Genomic DNA, 16,968 nt, shown 5'->3' on the forward strand with positions numbered 1-16,968 from the left:
TGACGAACCCTTCGGCGACCTGCGGCGGCAGCCCTTGGCTTCGCCCCCTCGGGCACGTCGTAGAGCACGAGCTCGTTGGGCTTCTGGAGGGAGTCGTGCACGCCGCGGAGGACTCGTTTGGCCGGGTCGAGGCCCCACCGCAATAGAAGGTACCGGTCGCCGTCGGCGCCGTGTACACGCTGGATGACGGCTTTCGGGAGCACCGGGTCGGTGCGCATAACGAGCCAGGTGTCGGCGTCGTAGCGGATCGGTTTCGGGAAGGGCCTGGCGGGCTCCTGGTGGTGGCGGAGCACTCGGGGTGGCGCAGCAGCGACGCTAGCCGCCTGGACTGACATCGCCCTCACTGCTGGCCGCAAGCCGGCCGCGTACCTCCCGGACAGGTTTCGGCGGCAGGATCAGCTCGGAGAGGTCGCCGAGATCAGCGGGCCGCGCCCTCCCCCTCGGCGGCAGGCCCAGGACAGCCCTTGCCGCGGCGAACCTTGCGGCGGCGTCGAAAATCCCGCTCAGACACGGCCAGGCCGAGCCCGTCGTCCAGATCCTTGTGCGGCATGGCGGGATTCTACGCCTGCCAATCCGGTGATTCACCACTCGATGCCCAACGCAGCACACGTTTCTTTGATCGCCGGACCTGCCGCACTCTGAGTGCCCGTCAGGTTATCTAGATCGGGGTTCTCCTCGAAAATGGCGCCCATGACCTTGATGTGCCCAGCAAGCTCGTCGTCGGCAAGCGAGGCCGCCTCCGTACGGAGCTTGATGGCGACGCCGGATTGAGCGACGGCACCGGTGCCACCGCTCACAGCCCCATCTGACAGAACCGTCGTGTACTGCCTGCATGCCGCCGCGTTGTCAGATGCGGGAGTTCCTGTGCAGCCCGACAGGAGCAGGACAGATGCAGCGAGTACCGGGAGAAGTCTGTTCATGGTGTGAGCGTATTCGAGGCCACAGACTTCGCCAGCAACTTTCGCGCTGTACCAAGACGACCCGACACGTCCTCCCGGCATCCCGGCATCCCCCAGCATTAATTGCTCTCTCGATGAGCTCCACCTCGGCCGCGTGGTTGCCGAGCTTACGCAAGATGATGGCTACCTCACGGATCCAACCTCCAGCACCTTTCTGGCCCCGAATGGACTGCACTCGTGCTGCCGCATCCATGCACGCGCAGGCGAGGATCAGAGCGTCGTCAAGCTGTCCGTCACGCTTGTGCTGATTGATCACGTCGATCCACTCGAAGAATGGGCGCCCTCGCACGATTGATTCCTGGGCGATCAGCTCGCATTGCGCGCGCAGACCGTCGAAGTATGCGTCGTCGAGCAACGTGCCGTGGAGAGCAACCACTGCCCCCAAAGCGACTCCCCTGCTTCATTTCCGCTGGGTAAGCGATGGATTGTTGATCAGAACCAGCGGTGGAGAGAGGCGTCCGGCGCGTGATTCCCAGTGTCTATCTAGCGGTACAGGGCCGGCTGCGGGACTTGAACCCGCAACCCCCGCTTTACAAGAGCGGTGCGCTACCAATTGCGCCAAGCCGGCGTGAGTGTTGTGCTCCAGGCGGAACACGACTCGGACTAACAATAACCGCTCGCCGCCCCGGGCAAAAATCTGCCGGGGCGTCGAGCGGTTACGGGTGAAGAGGCCGCGTGCCTAGCCGGCCGGGGCGGGCGTCGGAGTCGGCGTTGCGGTGGAGTAGGTCTCCCCCATCGCCTGCTGCACGAATGCCGCGAACTCCTTCGGGTCGTCCAGGGAGCCGGCGTACTGCTTGCCGTTGACGAGGACGGTCGGCGTGCCCTTGACCTTGGGCAGCTCGGTGTTCGGGAGCGGGCCGGTGAGGGCGCGGTCCGTGGCATCCAGCACCCACGCCTTGAACTGCTCGTCGTCGATGCACTTGTTGATCTCGGAGGTGTTGGCGACGCCGGCATCCTTGATGCGCTGCTTGAGCTCGGTGTTGTTCAACGCCGGGGTGTTCTCCTGCGGCTGGTCGATGAACATGGCCGAGTTGAAGGCGAAGAAGTCGTTCGGCGAGAAGTTCGCCACGCAGCCGGCCGCGTTCGCCGCGCGCAGCGAGTACTTGGTACCGGCCGACTTGCTCACCAGGGTGGCGATCGGGAAGGTCTCCAGCGTCGCGGCACCGGACTCGAGCCAGCCCTGGATCTGCGGCCCGTTGGTGCGCTCGAAGTCTCCGCAGTAGGGGCACAGGTAGTCGACCCAGACGCGGATGTTGGCGACGGAGCCGGTCTCGTCGGGCTGCGACGGGATGGGCACGGCGTTGGCGGGCAGCGCCGGGGTCTCCACCGCGACGAGGCCCTCGCCGATCAGGATGCCGTCGCTGGCCATGTTCTTGGGGCCGGGGCCCTCTGGGCGCACACTGTTGACGACGATGAGCAGGATCACCGCGACGACGGCGACGATGCCGAGCACGATGCCGCCCTGCAGCATCATCTTGTTGCGCCGGTCCTTCTTCTTCTGCTGCACGCGCAGCTCACGGGCCTTTTCGCGCGCGGCTTCGCGGCGCTGGTTCTTCGTGGGCCGGGGCTCGGGGGATGCGCCGAAGGTCATGTAATCAGTACTCCGAAGTGTGAAGGGCGCGCAGTTCATGCAAACGCAGTCAAAATAGTAGGTCTGTTGCCTGTGAAATGCCCAGAAGCGACGCGGCGACTCGAAAAACCGGCGGATTCGTCCGCGCGCCGCACGATGCCCGTCCGCCGCCGCGCACGTGCCATACTGGATGCGGTCGTCGCTGACCAGCAGTGGCACCATCCATCACAACGGATCGTCCGGCACGTACCTGCCGGTGAAGGAGATATTTCCATGGCATCTGTAACTTTCGACAAGGCAACGCGCGTTTACCCCGGTGGTACCCGCCCGGCCGTCGATGCCCTCGACCTGCAGGTCGCTGACGGCGAGTTCCTCGTCCTCGTCGGCCCCTCCGGCTGCGGCAAGTCCACGTCGCTCCGCATGCTCGCCGGCCTCGAAGAGGTCAACGGCGGCAACATCTTCATCGGCGACCGCAACGTCACGGACGTTCCGCCGAAGGACCGCGACATCGCCATGGTCTTCCAGAACTACGCGCTGTACCCGCACATGACCGTCGCAGAGAACATGGGCTTCGCCCTGAAGATCGCCGGCGTCAACAAGGACGAGCGCGCCGCCCGCGTGCTCGAGGCCGCCAAGCTCCTCGACCTCGAGGCCTACCTCAGCCGCAAGCCGAAGGCCCTCTCAGGTGGTCAGCGTCAGCGTGTTGCCATGGGTCGCGCCATCGTGCGTCAGCCCCAGGTCTTCCTCATGGACGAGCCGCTGTCGAACCTCGACGCCAAGCTGCGCGTGCAGACCCGCACCCAGATCGCGTCGCTGCAGCGTCGTCTCGGTGTCACCACCGTCTACGTCACGCACGACCAGACCGAGGCGCTCACCATGGGTGACCGCATCGCCGTGCTGAAGGACGGCCTGCTCCAGCAGGTCGGAACTCCGCGCGAGCTGTACGCGTCCCCGAACAACGTCTTCGTCGCCGGCTTCATCGGCAGCCCCGCCATGAACCTGTTCAACACCGACATCGCCGACGGCGGCGTCAAGTTCGGCAGCGCGCTCGTCGCCGTCGAGCGCCAGGCGCTCGACTCCGCGACCGGCTCGAGCGTCACCATCGGTGTGCGCCCCGAGGACATCATCGTCTCCACCACCCCCGGCCAGGGCCTCGAGGTTGACGTCGACCTCGTCGAGGAGCTCGGCGCCGACGGCTACCTCTACGGCCACTCCACCCTCAACGGCAAGCGCACCGACGTCGTCGCTCGCGTTGACGGCCGCTCGCACCCGAACGCCGGCGAGAAGGTGTGGCTCATGCCGGCACCCGACCACGTGCACGTGTTCGACGCCGAGTCGGGCGAGCGCCTGCTCAACAAGGCGATCGCGATCTAAGTAGTTCGCACCGCTGTCATTCGCACAGTGGCAACGGCCGGCGGGGCAACCCGCCGGCCGTTGTTGTTTGTGCGGATGCCGGTTCAGCCGGCATCCGCACCCCGTCAGCTCTCACCCCAGACGACTAGGCTCAAAAATCATGAGTGGCTCCCTCAACATCACCTCGGCGATGGCCGACCCCGCCCTGCTCGACCTGCCCTGGCACCTGCCGCTGGATGCCTGGCCGAACGAGAACATCGCCTCGCTGCCCAAGGGTATCTCGCGCCACCTGGTGCGATTCGCCCACCTCGGCGGTCACGTCGTGGCGATCAAGGAGACGACGGCCGAGATGGCGAAGGGCGAGTACGAGATGCTGCGCACGCTGCAGCGCATGGAGATCCCGTGTGTGGAGCCCATCGCCGTCATCACCAACCGCAGCGACGGCGAGGGCGAGATGCTCAAGCCGGTGCTGGTGACCCGGCACCTCAAGTTTTCGATGCCGTACCGGGCCCTGTTCTCGCAGTCGCTGCGGCCGGACACGGCGACGCGCCTCGTCGACGCCCTCGCCGTGCTGCTCGTGCGCCTGCACATCGCCGGCTTCTTCTGGGGCGACGTCTCCCTCTCCAACACGCTGTTCCGCCGCGACGCGGGCGCCTTCGCCGCCTACCTGGTGGATGCCGAGACCGGCCAGCTGTACACCGGCGGCCTCTCCAACGGCCAGCGCGAGAACGACCTCGAGATCGCCCGGGTCAACATCGCCGGCGAGCTGATGGACCTGGAGGCCGGCGGCCGCGTGGCCGACGAGCTCGACCCGATCCGCATCTCCAACGGCATCGTCGACGCCTACCGCAACCTCTGGAAGGAGCTCACCGGCTCCGAGTCGTTCCACTCCTCCGAGCGCTGGCGCATCAGCGAGCGCGTCGACCGCCTGAACAGCCTCGGCTTCGACATCGAGGAGCTCGCCATCAAGACCGACGACACGGGCGCCACCGTGCGCATCCAGCCCAAGGTGGTGGATGCCGGGCACCACCAGCGCCGCCTGCTGCGCCTGACCGGCCTCGACGCCGAGGAGAACCAGGCCCGCCGCCTGCTCAACGACCTGGACTCGTACCGGGCCAGCTACGGCAAGACCGAGTTCGACGAGGACATGGTCGCCCACGAGTGGCTGATGCGCGTGTTCGAGCCCGTGGTCCGCGCCATCCCGCTCGATCTCAAGGGCAAGCTGGAGCCGGCCGAGGTGTTCCACCAGCTGCTCGAGCACCGCTGGTTCATGGCGCAGAAGCAGGGACACGACATCCCGCTGGCCGAGGCGCTCAGCTCGTACATCAACGACGTGCTGCGGCACCGGCGCGACGAGGCGACGATGATCGCCCCGGACACCGGCCTCATCACGATGGCGATCGGCACGGTGCCCGACGACGAGGAAGACACCGACTGGCGCCTCAAGGTCTAGCCGCACCCGTTCTCCCCGCGCCGAGAGTGCAGAATATGTGCAGGAATCGCCGATTCCTGCGCATATCCTGCACTCTCGGGCGATGCCGGGCACTGCCGGGCGCCGTGCTCAGCGCGCCAGTTCCGCGCGCCGCGCCGCCACAATCGTGCGAACGCGCTCGATGAACGCGTCCAGTTCTTCGCCGAGGTCATCGGCGGTGACCCGGATCACGCGCCAGCCGGCAGCCTCGAACTTCTCGCGTCGCGCACCGTCAGTCGCCTGTCGGTTCTGCCCCCTGAGGCTTCCGCGCTTCGGGCTGCCGCCTTTCGTGATGCTTCGCATCACGCCCTCGTATTCGAGGACAAGCCGCAGATTGGGCCACGCGAGGTCGGGATGCAGCAGCAGCGTGCCGCGGTCCACCAGCACCGGGAGCCCGATCACCGGTTCGGGGAAGCCGTGTGCCACCAGCGTCAGACGCAGCCGGGTCTCCTTCGGGGAATCGACGCCGTCCCGCACACGTTCCAGCGCCCAGCGCAGTGCCCTCGCCCCACGACCGGCACGATGGCGGGATGTCGCAGCACGGAGCTGCTCGAGCGTCGCCAGCGAGCCGCTCCGGCCGCCGCCAGACTCGCGCCTGCCAGAGAGGATGAAGTCACCCGCAGCCGTGAGCTCCTCGCGGCTGAGCCCGTCGCGAGCTGACACCAGGTGCTCGCTGCATCCGTCACGGTGAAGCCACCGATCGACTCCACGCACGGTGTGTCTGTCGGCAGCCGGTGACCGACGACACCCGCGCGTCGCGGTCCTTGGCCGCCCAGCGCACCCACGTGGAGCCGCGTGTCAGCACGGATGGGCAGTGGCAACGGCAAGCCGAGAAGTGCCGCCGCCGTCTGGGCACAGAAGACATGGTTGCGGGCGAGCAGCGGTTCGTAGCTGAGGCAGCGGTCGAAGACGTTGTCAGCCCGGATGCCGAGGGTGCGCACACCGTGGAACGGTGCGTCGAGTTCCCGCGAACGCAGCCTCCCGGGTGTCAGCCCGTGGTGCCCGATCGCCGCCGTGCGGAAGGCCGCACCGCGCAGGTATGGCTGAAACGGCCTCTGCTCCGGCATGCACACCATGCTGCCGCATTCGCCGACCAGCCATCAGAAGTTATCCACAGCGCCTCGAGAGTGCAGAAAATGCGCAGGATCCGGGGATTCCTGCGCAATTCCTGCAGGCTCGACGGGCGGATGCCGCCGCATCCGCCCCGCGAACTACTTCTGGAGGGCGCGCAGGCGCGAGATCTCGTAGAGGGTGACGGATGCGGCGATGCCGGCGTTGAGTGACTCGGTCGCCGCGCTGATCGGGATCGACACGACGGCGTCGCACGTCTCGGTGACGAGGCGGGACAGGCCCTTGCCCTCGCTGCCGACGACGACGACGACCGGGCGGTCGGCCAGCTCGAGGCCGGGCAGCATCACGTCGCCGCCGCCGTCCAGGCCGAGCACGAAGACGCCAGCCGCCTTGAACGCCTTGAGCGTCTGCGTGAGGTTCGTTGCCATGGCGACGGGCGTGCGGGCCGCGGCGCCGGCCGAGGTCTTCCAGGCGGAGGCGGTCAGGCCGACGGAGCGACGCTGCGGCACGATCACGCCCTGGCCACCGAAGGCGGCCGTCGAGCGGATGATGGCGCCGAGGTTGCGCGGGTCGGTGATGCCGTCCAGCGCGACGAAGAGCGGGGTCTCGCCGCGGGCGATGACCTGCTCCAGCAGCTCGGTCGGGTGCGCGTACTCGTACGGCGGCACCTTGAGCGCGAGGCCCTGGTGCACGCTGTCGCGGCCGGCGAGGCGGTCGAGCTCCGGGCGCATGACCTCGAGGATCGGGATGCCGTTGCTGGTGGCCAGCTTGAGGGCCTCCTTGACGCGGTCGTCCATCTCGACGCGGGTGGCCACGTAGAGCGCGCTGGCGGGGATCTTGGCGCGCAGCGCCTCGACCACCGAGTTGCGGCCGGTGACGATCTCGATCTCGTCGGCCGACTTCGGCTTGCGTCCGCCGGCCGGGCGGCCGGAGACGGCGACGTTGCGCGGGGCGCCGTCGGGGCGACCGGCGTCGCGGGGGCGACCGCCCTCACGGCCGCCGTCGCGGGGTCCCGCCACACGGCGCTTGCCGCCGCTGGCCGCCTCGTAGCGCTCGTTGGCCGCCTTGCGCTTGCCGGCGGGGTGGTACGGGCGGTCTTCGGCCTTGGGGGTGGGCTTCTTGCCCTCCAGCGCCTGACGGCCCTGGCCGCCGGAGCCTACCTGGGGGCCGCGGGCACCCTTTCGGACGGCGCCGGCGCGGGGCTTTCCAGCTGTGTTCTTCATGATTCCAGACTCCAATGTGCACCCGTCTGGGTGTCTTCGAGGGTGATTCCCGCCGCCGTCAGTTCGGCGCGGATGCGGTCTGCTGCCGCATAGTCTTTGTTGTCGCGCGCGGTGGCGCGATCGTCGATCAGCCGGGTGACGAGCGCGTCGAGGGCGGCGCGGGCCGCGGTGTCCTCGTTCGACGCCCACTCCGGCGAGAGCGGGTTGATGCCGAGCACCTCGGTCATCGCGACGACCTCGGCCCTGGCGGATGCCGCGGTCTGCAGGTCTTCGGCGTCGAGCGCCGCGTTGCCGGCCCGCACGGTCTCGTGCAGCACGGCGAGGGCCTGCGGAACCGCCAGGTCGTCGTCGAGTGCGCTGGCGAAGGCATCCGGTACCTGCGCCAGGCCGCTGCCGGCGAAACGGGTGCCGGCCAGGCGCCGGTCGACCCGGGAGAGGAAGCTCTCGATGCGCTCGAGCGCCGCCTCCGCCTCGGGCAGCGAACCGGCCGAGTAGTCGATGGTGGAGCGGTAGTGCGCCGCCGCCAGGTAGTAGCGCAGCACGAGCGGCCGCGCCTGCTCGAACAGCTCGGCCGCGTAGACCGAGTTGCCGAGGGACTTGGACATCTTCTGGCCGCCGGTGTTGACCAGGCCGTTGTGCACCCAGTAGTTGGCGAAGGCATGGCCGGCCGCACGCGACTGGGCCAGCTCGTTCTCGTGGTGCGGGAAGCGCAGGTCGAGGCCCCCGCCGTGGATGTCGAACTGGGTGCCGAGGTAGCGCTCAGCCATGGCCGAGCACTCGATGTGCCAGCCGGGGCGGCCGGGTCCCCACGGGCTGTCCCAGTTGGCCGAGGCGGGCTCGCCCGCCTTCTGCCCCTTCCAGAGGGCGAAGTCGCGCGGGTCGCGCTTGCCACGGGGGTCGGCGTCGGCCGCCGCCTCCATGTTGTCGCGGTTCTGCCGGGTGAGGGCGCCGTACTCGGGCCAGCTGGCGGTGTCGAAGTACACGTCGTGGCTGTCATCCGCCGCCGGGTAGGCGTGCCCGCGCTCGATCAGCGAGGCGATGATCGCCTGCATCTGCATGATGCTGGCGGTCGCCCGCGGCTCATAGGTGGGCGCCAGGATGCCGAGGCGGTTGTACCCGGCGGTGAACTCGAGTTCGATCCGGTAGGCCAGGGCCCACCACGGCTCGTGCTCGCTCGCATTGGCGAGCACCTTGTCGTCGATGTCGGTGACGTTGCGCACGAAGGTGACGGCGTGGCCGCGGTAGTTCAGCCAGCGGCGCAGCAGGTCGTAGACGAGCGCGCTGCGCAGGTGGCCGATGTGCGGGCTGGACTGCACCGTGGGTCCACAGACGTACATGCTGACCTGCCCCGGTGTGATGGGGGTGAAGTCGCGCAGGGCCTGGGCCTGGGAGTCGTAAAGTCGCACTGTCACCCGACGAGTCTACCGGCGCGGGGCTGTACCCTACCTCAGTGCCCGGCTCGGGCTCGCCGCCGCCGCTCAGGCGGGCAGCAGCAGCGCCGTCGCGATGGCGGCGACGCCCTCGCCCCGGCCGGTGAAGCCGAGGCCGTCGGTGGTGGTGGCGGCGATGCTGACGGGGGCGCCGAGGATGCCGCTGAGCAGCGCCTCCGCCTCCGCCCGGCGCGGCGAGAGCTTCGGCCGGTTGCCGAGCAGCTGCACGGAGACGTTGCCGATGCCGAAGCCGGCCCGCTCGACGAGACGCTTCGTCTCGCGGAGGAACACCTCTCCGTGCGCGCCGGCCAGCCGCGGGTCGTCGGTGCCGAAGATGCCGCCGATGTCGCCGAGGCTTGCGGCGGCCAGCAGCGCGTCACAGACGGCGTGCACCGCGACGTCGCCGTCGCTGTGGCCGGAGAGCCCGCGCTGGCCCGGCCAGTGCAGGCCGGCGATCCACAGCTCGGGCGCGGCATCCGCCGCGTCGTCGCCCTCCGGCGAGAAGGCGTGCACGTCGACGCCGGTGCCGACCCGCGGGGCGGATGCCGTTGACGGCATCTGCGCGCCGGGTGCCGCCTCGGCGAGCAGCCGCTCGGCCCGGGCCAGGTCCCACGGGGTCGTGATCTTGAAGGCGCGCTCGTCGCCGGCGACCGTGCCGACGGAGTGGCCGAAGGACGCCAGCAGGGCGGCGTCGTCGGTGAAGTCGGCGGCCGGGTCGGCGTAGGCCTCGTCGAGCTCGGCGCGCACGAAGCCCTGCGGCGTCTGCACGGCGACCAGCTCGGAGCGGTCGACGGTCTCCCGCACGGCCCCGCCCTGATCGACGCGCTTGATGGTGTCGACGACGGGCAGCGCCGGAATCACGCCGGAGCGGGTGGCGCGCACGGCGGCGATCACGGCCTCGAACTGGGCGGTGGGCGTGAGCGCGCGGGCCGCGTCGTGCACCAGCACGATGCCGACGCCGGGCGCGACCGCCGCGAGGCCGGCCGCGACGGAGAGCTGCCGGCTCGCTCCCCCGGCCACGACGCTGGTGTATCCGACGGCCGGGCCGGCGGATGCCGCCACGATCGCCCTGGCGCTCTCCAGTTCGGCGTCCGGGGCCACCACGATCAGCTGCACGGGCTCGGTCAGCGCGAAGATGCCGTCGAGGGCATGTGCGAGCATCGGTCGCCCGGCGAGCGGGGCGAAGGCCTTCCGCTCCGGCCGGCCGAGCCGGGTACCGCTGCCGGCGGCCACCACGATCACCGCTGTCTGGACCGACTCCGCCTGGCTGTGTTCGCCCGAAAAGTTCATACTCCGAGGCTATCGCGGGCACCGCCCAGCAAGCGCCTGCGACAATGAGAGGCGTGAAACTGAGCGCCTTTGCTGACGTGTGCCTGCGCACCCTGATGCTGCTCGGGTCGCGACAGGGTCAACAGCTCACCAGCCGGGAGATCGCCGAGCAGATCGGCGTGCCATACAACCACGTCGCCAAGGCCGTGCTCGAACTGCGCAATCGCCGCGCGATCGATGTGACCAGGGGTCGGCACGGCGGCTCGCAGATCACCGCCACGGGGCTGCAGCTGAGCGTCGGCACCCTGCTGCGCGAGCTTGACGTGCGCGATGACGTCGTGGATTGCGTCTCCGAGGCGGGCGTTGCCTGCCCACTGCTGGCGCAGTGCCGGCTGCGCTCCGCCCTCCGACGCGCCCGCGAGGCGTTCTATGCGGAGCTGGACCAGCTCCGCGTCGAGGATCTCGGCGGGCCGGAGGCCTCGGTGCTGCTGCCGTTCCCCGTGCTGCGCTGAGCCCGGCGGGTCGATTTGCGCCCGAGTTCTACACGGCGTAGAACTTAAGCGTCAATCTTGCATATCCCCCGCAAGATAACGACCCACCCCTCATCAAGGAGCCACACCATGCTGTCTGAAAAGTCCCGCCCGGTCATCGAGGCGACGCTGCCGATCATCGGGGAGCGCATCGCGCACATCACCCCGAAGTTCTATTCGCGGATGTTCGCGGCACGCCCCGAGCTCCTGGACGGACTGTTCTCGCGCGCCAACCAAAACAACGGCACGCAGCAGCAGGCGCTGGCCGGGTCCATCGCCGCCTTCGCCACGCACCTGCTGAACCACCCGGAGTCCCTGCCGGAGGCGGTGCTGGTCCGAATCGCCCACAAGCACACCTCGCTCGGCATCGCCGCAGACCAGTACGCCCTCGTCTACGAGCACCTCTTCGCGGCCATCGCCGAAGACCTGGGCGACGCGGTGACCCCCGCGGTCGCCGAGGCCTGGACCGAGGTGTACTGGCTGATGGCAGACGCGCTGATCAAGATCGAGAAGGGCCTCTACGCGCAGCAGGCCAACAACGAGGTCTGGACCAACTGGACCCTCACCGCGAAGGAAGTCGCGGGCGTCGGCTCGATCACGTTCCGCTTCAGCCCCGCCGACGACACCCCGGTCACGGTCGCCAAGCCCGGCCAGTTCGTGTCCGTCCGGGTAGCCCTCGCCGACGGCATCCGTCAGTGCCGCCAGTACACGCTGAGCGACGCGGTGGCCTCGACCACGGAGCGCGTCATCACCACGAAGTTCGACGAGGGCGGCGAGGTGTCGCCGTTCATGCACCAGAACCTCAGCGTCGGAGACACCATCGAGCTCTCCAACCCCTACGGTGACCTGACCATCGACACCGTCGGCGGCCCGATCGTGTTGGCAACCGCAGGCATCGGCTGCACCCCGAGCGCCTCCGCGCTGGCCACCCTGGCCGCGGCCGGTTCCGACCGCCGGGTGCTCGTCCTGCACGCCGAGTCGACCGAGGACGCCTGGGCGTTGAAGGAGCAGATGCGCGAGTCCATCGCGGCACTGCCGAACGCCGAGCTCAAGCTGTGGCTCGAGGACGTCACCGCGAAAGCCGACGACACCGAGGCGAGCGAGGGATACATGTCACTGGCCGGCCTCGAGCTGCCGGACGACGCCCGGCTGTACCTCTGCGGCCCGTTGCCCTTCATGCGCGCGGTGCGCTCGCAGGCCATCGACGCCGGCATCCCGGCGACACACATCCACTACGAGGTGTTCGGCCCCGACCTCTGGCTCGCCGCCTAGGCTGCCCCGGGCAGGCAGCACGAAAGCCCCGGCCGTGGGGCCGGGGCTTTCGGATGATGCGGGTGGCGCGACGGCGGCCTAGGAGGCCAGAACCTCGTCGAGCACGGTGGAGGCCTTCTCCTCGTCGGTCTTCTCGGCGAGCGCGAGCTCGGAGATCAGAATCTGACGGGCCTTGGCCAGCATGCGCTTCTCGCCAGCGGAGAGTCCGCGGTCCTGGTCACGGCGCCACAGGTCGCGGACGACCTCGGACACCTTGATGACATCGCCGGACGCCAGCTTCTCCAGGTTCGCCTTGTAACGACGCGACCAGTTGGTGGGCTCCTCGGTGAACGGCGCGCGCAGCACCTCGAACACCTTGTCGAGCCCCTCACGGCCGATGACGTCGCGCACGCCGACGAGGTCGACGTTCTCGGCGGGGACCTCAATGGTCAAGTCACCCTGGGTGACGTTGAGCTTGAGGTAGAGCTTCTCTTCACCCTTGATGACACGGGTCTTGATTTCGATGATCGTTGCAGCACCGTGGTGCGGGTAAACGACGGTTTCGCCAACCTCAAAAAGCATGAATTGATATCCCTTCAGCAACCTCTATGATACCACAGCCGCAATAGTGGTAAGGTTCGCCTTGCTTCCGCGCCGGTCCCGCAGCGATAGGCTAAACTCTGGAGCGATATTTCGCACGCGTTCCCCCGCTCACCAGCCGTTCGGCCGGTGAGGGAGCGCAATTTTTTTGGAGGTCTTGTGAAGGCGCGTATTGCGGCATCCGTTCTCTTGGCTGCCGGCCTTCTGGTCGGCACCGCTGGTTGCAACCTGGTGGCCCCGCAGGCCACGACCAAGCACTATGACGCGAGCGATGGCGTGAGCGCCAACCTCGACGGTGTCGATGTGCGCAACGCGCTCGTGATCACTGAGGACGGCGAGCTGGGCAACCTGGTCGTCACCTTCGTGAACACCACCACCGAGAGCGCCAAGGTCACCGTGCAGTACGAGTCCGACGGCAGCAAGGAGACCGAGACGGTCACCCTCGACCCGTCCTCGAGCACCCCGTTCGGCCTGCCCGACGGCGAGCAGATCACGCTGGTCGACATGGGCGCACAGCCCGGCGCACTGCTGCCGGTCTACTTCCAGTCGGGCCAGAGCGAGGGCAAGCAGCTGCTCGTGCCCGTGCTCGACGCCTCACTGCCGGAGTACGCCGACCTGGTGCCGACCGCACCGAGCAAGTAATACTCAGCCAGCACCACACGAAGAGGCGCACCCGCGGGTGCGCCTCTTCTGCGTTGTCCGGGCGGATGCCGCCGGCTCAGGCCTCGAAGCGGTAGCCGAGCCCGCGCACCGTCAGCAGCATCGCCGGCTCCGACGGCACCGCCTCGATCCGCGAGCGGATCCGCTTGATGTGCACGTCGAGCGTCTTGGTGTCGCCGAAGTAGTCGGTTCCCCAGATCCGGTCAATCAGCTGGCCGCGGGTGAGCACCCGGCCGGCGTTGCGCATGAGGTACTCGAGCAGCTCGAATTCCTTGAGCGGCATGGGCGTGAGCTCGCCATTCACGCTCACTGTGTGGCGCTCCACGTCCATCCGCACGCTGCCGGCCTCGATCACGCTGTCGTCCGGGGCATCCGCCTCGACGTGACGGCGCAGCACGGCGCGCACGCGGGCCAGCAGCTCCCTGGTCGAGTACGGCTTGGTCATGTAGTCGTCGGCGCCGAGCTCGAGCCCCACGACGATGTCGACCTCGGAGTCCTTCGCCGTGAGCATGATGATCGGAACGCTGGAACGCTGCCGGATCTCGCGGCAGACCTCGGTGCCCGGGATGCCCGGCAGCATGAGGTCGAGCAGCAGCAGGTCGGCGCCGGCCCGGTCGAATTCGCGGAGCGCGCTCGGGCCGTCGGCGGCCACCGTCACCTCGTACCCCTCGCGCTCGAGCAGGAAGCTGAGCGGCTCGCTGAGGGCCGGCTCGTCTTCGATCAGCAGAATTCGTGTCACGCGGTGTCTCCCAGTGGTTCGGTGGCTGGTGCCGCCTTCGCATCGGGAAGGCGGATGGTGAAAGAGGAGCCGAGGCCGGGCTGCGACCAGACCCGGATGTCGCCGCCGTGGTTCTGCACGGCGTGCTTGACGATGGCGAGGCCCAGGCCGGTGCCGCCGGTGTTGCGGGCGCGGGCCTGGTCGACGCGGAAGAAGCGCTCGAAGACACGGTCTTGGTCTTCCTCCGGGATGCCGACGCCCTGGTCGGTCACGACGATCTCGACGGTGCCGGCACCGGTCTTGACGCCGACGCCGACCCGGGAGCCGGGCGGCGAGTAGTTCACGGCGTTGGCGACAAGGTTGTTCACGGCGGTGACCAGCAGCGACTCGTCGCCGAGCACCTGCGCGCCGGAGCGCTTGCCGAGCGCGATCTCGATGTCATTGCCCTCGGCGATGACCCGGTTCTGCTCGACGGCGGTCGCGACCACGGCGTCGATGTCGACGGGGTGCGCCTCGGCGACGGCATCCTGCGACTGCAGCCGGGAGAGCTCGATGATCTCCTGGGTGAGCCGGGCCAGCCGGGTGGACTCGCTGCTCAAGCGGTTCGCGAAGCGCCGCACCTGCGCCGGTTCGTCGGCGGCGGCGTCCAGCGCCTCAGCCAGGAGCCCGACCGACGCGATCGGCGTCTTCAGCTCGTGGCTGACGTTGGCCACGAAGTCGCGGCGCACGTCGTCGAGCCGGTGCGACTCGGTGCGGTCGTCGGCCAGCAGCAGCACGAAGCGGGTGCCGAGCCGGGCCACGCGCACGCTGAGGTACATGCTGGCGTCGCCGAACGGTCCGCGCTTCAGCACCAGCTCGCGGCTGATCGGCTCCCCGGTGCGGCGCACCTCGTCCGCGAGGGCCAGCAGCTCCGGGTGCACGAGCGTGCCGTTCCAGACCAGCCCCATGGCGTGGGCGCCCGGCGAGGCCTTCATCACGTTGTGCGAGGGGTCGAGCACCACGCCGGCCGATTCCAGCGCTTCGAGCACTTGGTCGATGCCGTCGGGGATGCGTGGGCTGACGACGCCCGCCGCCGAGGTGCCGCGGCGTTCGGCGACGTGCAGCAAGGTGACAAAGCCCGCGCCGACGGCTAGGCCGAGTGCCAGGGCGAGCAGCACCAACCAGGTGGAGTCCATGCCCACTAGAGTAGTGAACCCACCAGGTGGCCACCCCCTGTTCCACCGCAGAACGCCGCACCTTTGCCGAGTGTTCAGCGGTGCGGCACCGTTTGTTCATCTAACGGGGGCATCATCGAGCAGGGGGCCACAGGGGTCTTCGGATGCCGTGGTCACCCGTCGGCAGGAAGGATCAGATTAGCCGTGCGTGAAGTGTTTCAGCAGGAGCTCCGCGAGGTGCAGGACCGGCTCGTCGAGCTCAGCGGGCTCGTCGCCGTCTCCATCGACAAGGCCACCCGCGCCTTCAACGAGTCAGACGTCACCCTCGCCGAGGAGGTGATCGCCGACGACGACAAGATCGACGGCCTCACCGTCGCCCTCGACGAGCTCGCCATCATGATCCTGGCCCGGCAGCAGCCGGTTGCCCGCGACCTCCGCATCGTCGTCAGCGCCCTGCGCATCAGTGCCTCGCTGGAGCGGATGGGTGACATGTCGACGCACATCGCCCAGCTGGCCCGCTACCGCTTCCCCGACAAGGTGGTGCCCAAGTCGCTGCGCGGCACCTTCGCCGAGATGGGCCGCCTCGACGTGGAGATCGCGCAGAAGCTCACCGAGCTGCTCCGCAGCCAGGACGTGCAGCTGGCCGAGACCATCCGCAACGACGACGATGAGATCGACGCGCTGCACCTCAAGGTGTTCGACAAGGTGCTGGGCGAGACGTGGAAGGGGCAGGCAGCCGACACCGTCGACGCCACCCTGGCCAGCCGCTACCACGAGCGCTTCGCCGACCACGCGGTGTCCATCGCCAAGAAGGTGCTCTACCTGGCCACCGGCGACTGGGACCCGGACGCCCCGAGCGCCTAAGCCCTGAACGAACGAGACTCCGGATGCCGTGGCATCCGGAGTCTCTTTCGTTAACCCTGCGTGGCTACTTCTTGCCCTGGGCGGCGACCGCGGCGGCGCCGGCGGCGGCGGCCTCGGGGTCGAGGTACTCGCCGGGGCCGAGCGGCATGAGGTCTTCGCCGAGCTTGTAGACCAGCGGGATGCCGGTGGGGATGTTCAGCTCGGCGATGTCGTCGTCGCTGATGCCGTCGAGGTGCTTGACCAGGGCGCGCAGCGAGTTGCCGTGCGCGGTGACGAGCACGGTCTTGCCGGCGCGCAGGTCGACGGTGATGTCGCTCTCCCAGTACGGCAGCATGCGCTCGATGACGTCCTTGAGGCACTCCGTGCGCGGCATCTGCTCGTCGCTGAGGTTCGCGTAGCGGGGGTCGCCCACCTGCGAGTACTCGGCGTCGTCGGCCAGCACGGGCGGCGGCACGTCGAAGCTGCGGCGCCACAGCTGGAACTGCTCAGGGCCGTACTTCTCCAGCGTCTCGGCCTTGTCCAGGCCCTGCAGCGCACCGTAGTGGCGCTCGTTCAGGCGCCAGCTGCGGCGCACGTCGATCCAGGCGCGGTCGGCCTTGTCGAGGGCGATGTTCGCGGTCTGGATGGCGCGGGTGAGCACCGAGGTGTGCAGCACGTCCGGCAGCAGGCCGGACTCGGCCAGCAGCTCGCCGGCGCGGGCCGCCTCGGCCTCGCCCTGCTCGCTCAGCCGGACATCGACCCAGCCGGTGAAGAGGTTGGCCTGGTTCCAGGTGCTGTTGCCGTGGCGCAGCAGGATGAGTGTGTAAGGCGCAGTCATGCATTCCACTCTAGCGATCCGGCCCCGT

General features: G+C 68.7%; 17 protein-coding genes and 1 tRNA gene. 6 read left to right on the plus strand and 12 right to left on the minus strand.

What is annotated here, in order from left to right:
* Positions 1 to 418 precede the first annotated feature (418 nt).
* From BLT62_RS18365 to BLT62_RS15535, 4 genes are all read right to left on the minus strand, one after another.
* Positions 419 to 550: a hypothetical protein gene (locus BLT62_RS18365; RefSeq protein WP_269457788.1), complete on the minus strand. Its 132-nt coding sequence runs from the start codon at positions 548 to 550 to the stop codon at positions 419 to 421.
* Positions 551 to 581: 31 nt separating this feature from the next.
* Positions 582 to 920, minus strand: coding sequence for a hypothetical protein (locus BLT62_RS17780; RefSeq protein ID WP_156786394.1), 339 nt, complete (start codon positions 918 to 920; stop codon positions 582 to 584).
* 534 nt (positions 921 to 1,454) lie between these two features.
* Positions 1,455 to 1,527 (minus strand) — tRNA-Thr (locus BLT62_RS15530).
* Between the two features lie 111 nt (positions 1,528 to 1,638).
* Complete coding sequence (locus BLT62_RS15535; RefSeq protein WP_083364875.1) at positions 1,639 to 2,550, minus strand: DsbA family protein; 912 nt, start codon at positions 2,548 to 2,550, stop codon at positions 1,639 to 1,641.
* 252 nt (positions 2,551 to 2,802) lie between these two features.
* On the opposite strand from BLT62_RS15535, the gene BLT62_RS15540 reads away from it, so the two are divergent.
* Positions 2,803 to 3,903: an ABC transporter ATP-binding protein gene (locus tag BLT62_RS15540; protein ID WP_083364876.1), complete on the plus strand. Its 1,101-nt coding sequence runs from the start codon at positions 2,803 to 2,805 to the stop codon at positions 3,901 to 3,903.
* A 139-nt stretch (positions 3,904 to 4,042) separates the two neighbouring features.
* Positions 4,043 to 5,335, plus strand: a complete 1,293-nt coding sequence (locus BLT62_RS15545; protein ID WP_083364877.1) for a DUF4032 domain-containing protein — start codon at positions 4,043 to 4,045, stop codon at positions 5,333 to 5,335.
* Positions 5,336 to 5,443: 108 nt separating this feature from the next.
* Here the strand turns inward: BLT62_RS15545 and BLT62_RS15550 are convergent, their stop codons facing one another.
* From BLT62_RS15550 to ispD, 4 genes are all read right to left on the minus strand, one after another.
* Complete coding sequence (locus tag BLT62_RS15550) at positions 5,444 to 6,016, minus strand: hypothetical protein (protein ID WP_156786395.1); 573 nt, start codon at positions 6,014 to 6,016, stop codon at positions 5,444 to 5,446.
* Between the two features lie 548 nt (positions 6,017 to 6,564).
* Positions 6,565 to 7,647: a 23S rRNA (guanosine(2251)-2'-O)-methyltransferase RlmB gene (gene rlmB, locus BLT62_RS15555; protein ID WP_083364879.1), complete on the minus strand. Its 1,083-nt coding sequence runs from the start codon at positions 7,645 to 7,647 to the stop codon at positions 6,565 to 6,567.
* Entirely contained in the window at positions 7,644 to 9,059 is a 1,416-nt protein-coding gene (gene cysS / locus BLT62_RS15560; protein WP_083364880.1) for a cysteine--tRNA ligase, read from the minus strand. The genes rlmB and cysS overlap by 4 nt, the downstream gene beginning before the upstream one ends.
* 66 nt (positions 9,060 to 9,125) lie before the next feature.
* Positions 9,126 to 10,367 carry a 2-C-methyl-D-erythritol 4-phosphate cytidylyltransferase gene (ispD, locus tag BLT62_RS15565; protein WP_083364881.1) on the minus strand — a complete coding sequence of 414 codons (1,242 nt, stop codon included), beginning with the start codon at positions 10,365 to 10,367 and terminating at the stop codon, positions 9,126 to 9,128.
* A 44-nt stretch (positions 10,368 to 10,411) separates the two neighbouring features.
* Here ispD and BLT62_RS15570 point away from each other — a divergent pair, with 44 nt between their 5' ends.
* On the plus strand, positions 10,412 to 10,858 hold the full coding sequence (locus tag BLT62_RS15570; protein WP_331710502.1) for an RrF2 family transcriptional regulator: 447 nt from the start codon (positions 10,412 to 10,414) through the stop codon (positions 10,856 to 10,858).
* A 108-nt stretch (positions 10,859 to 10,966) separates the two neighbouring features.
* A complete protein-coding gene (locus BLT62_RS15575; protein ID WP_083364883.1) occupies positions 10,967 to 12,148 on the plus strand; it encodes a globin domain-containing protein in 1,182 nt (393 codons plus the stop codon).
* A gap of 78 nt (positions 12,149 to 12,226) precedes the next feature.
* On the opposite strand, the gene BLT62_RS15580 is transcribed toward BLT62_RS15575, so the two are convergent.
* Entirely contained in the window at positions 12,227 to 12,709 is a 483-nt protein-coding gene (locus BLT62_RS15580) for a CarD family transcriptional regulator (protein WP_083364884.1), read from the minus strand.
* A 177-nt stretch (positions 12,710 to 12,886) separates the two neighbouring features.
* Here BLT62_RS15580 and BLT62_RS15585 point away from each other — a divergent pair, with 177 nt between their 5' ends.
* The gene (locus BLT62_RS15585; RefSeq protein ID WP_083364885.1) at positions 12,887 to 13,369 is read left to right on the plus strand and encodes a hypothetical protein; all 483 of its coding nucleotides are present in this window, start codon (positions 12,887 to 12,889) and stop codon (positions 13,367 to 13,369) included.
* A 76-nt stretch (positions 13,370 to 13,445) separates the two neighbouring features.
* Here the strand turns inward: BLT62_RS15585 and BLT62_RS15590 are convergent, their stop codons facing one another.
* Positions 13,446 to 14,126, minus strand: a complete 681-nt coding sequence (locus BLT62_RS15590; RefSeq protein ID WP_083364886.1) for a response regulator transcription factor — start codon at positions 14,124 to 14,126, stop codon at positions 13,446 to 13,448.
* Positions 14,123 to 15,280, minus strand: coding sequence for a sensor histidine kinase (locus BLT62_RS15595; RefSeq protein WP_083365525.1), 1,158 nt, complete (start codon positions 15,278 to 15,280; stop codon positions 14,123 to 14,125). The genes BLT62_RS15590 and BLT62_RS15595 overlap by 4 nt, the downstream gene beginning before the upstream one ends.
* A 183-nt stretch (positions 15,281 to 15,463) precedes the next feature.
* Here BLT62_RS15595 and phoU point away from each other — a divergent pair, with 183 nt between their 5' ends.
* Entirely contained in the window at positions 15,464 to 16,123 is a 660-nt protein-coding gene (phoU, locus tag BLT62_RS15600) for a phosphate signaling complex protein PhoU (protein ID WP_083364887.1), read from the plus strand.
* 64 nt (positions 16,124 to 16,187) lie between these two features.
* Here phoU and BLT62_RS15605 read toward each other — a convergent pair whose 3' ends face one another.
* Positions 16,188 to 16,940: a phosphoglyceromutase gene (locus BLT62_RS15605; RefSeq protein ID WP_083364888.1), complete on the minus strand. Its 753-nt coding sequence runs from the start codon at positions 16,938 to 16,940 to the stop codon at positions 16,188 to 16,190.
* Positions 16,941 to 16,968: the final 28 nt, after the last annotated feature.

The sequence above is a fragment of the Microterricola viridarii genome (assembly GCF_900104895.1).
GTDB lineage: Bacteria > Actinomycetota > Actinomycetes > Actinomycetales > Microbacteriaceae > Microterricola > Microterricola viridarii.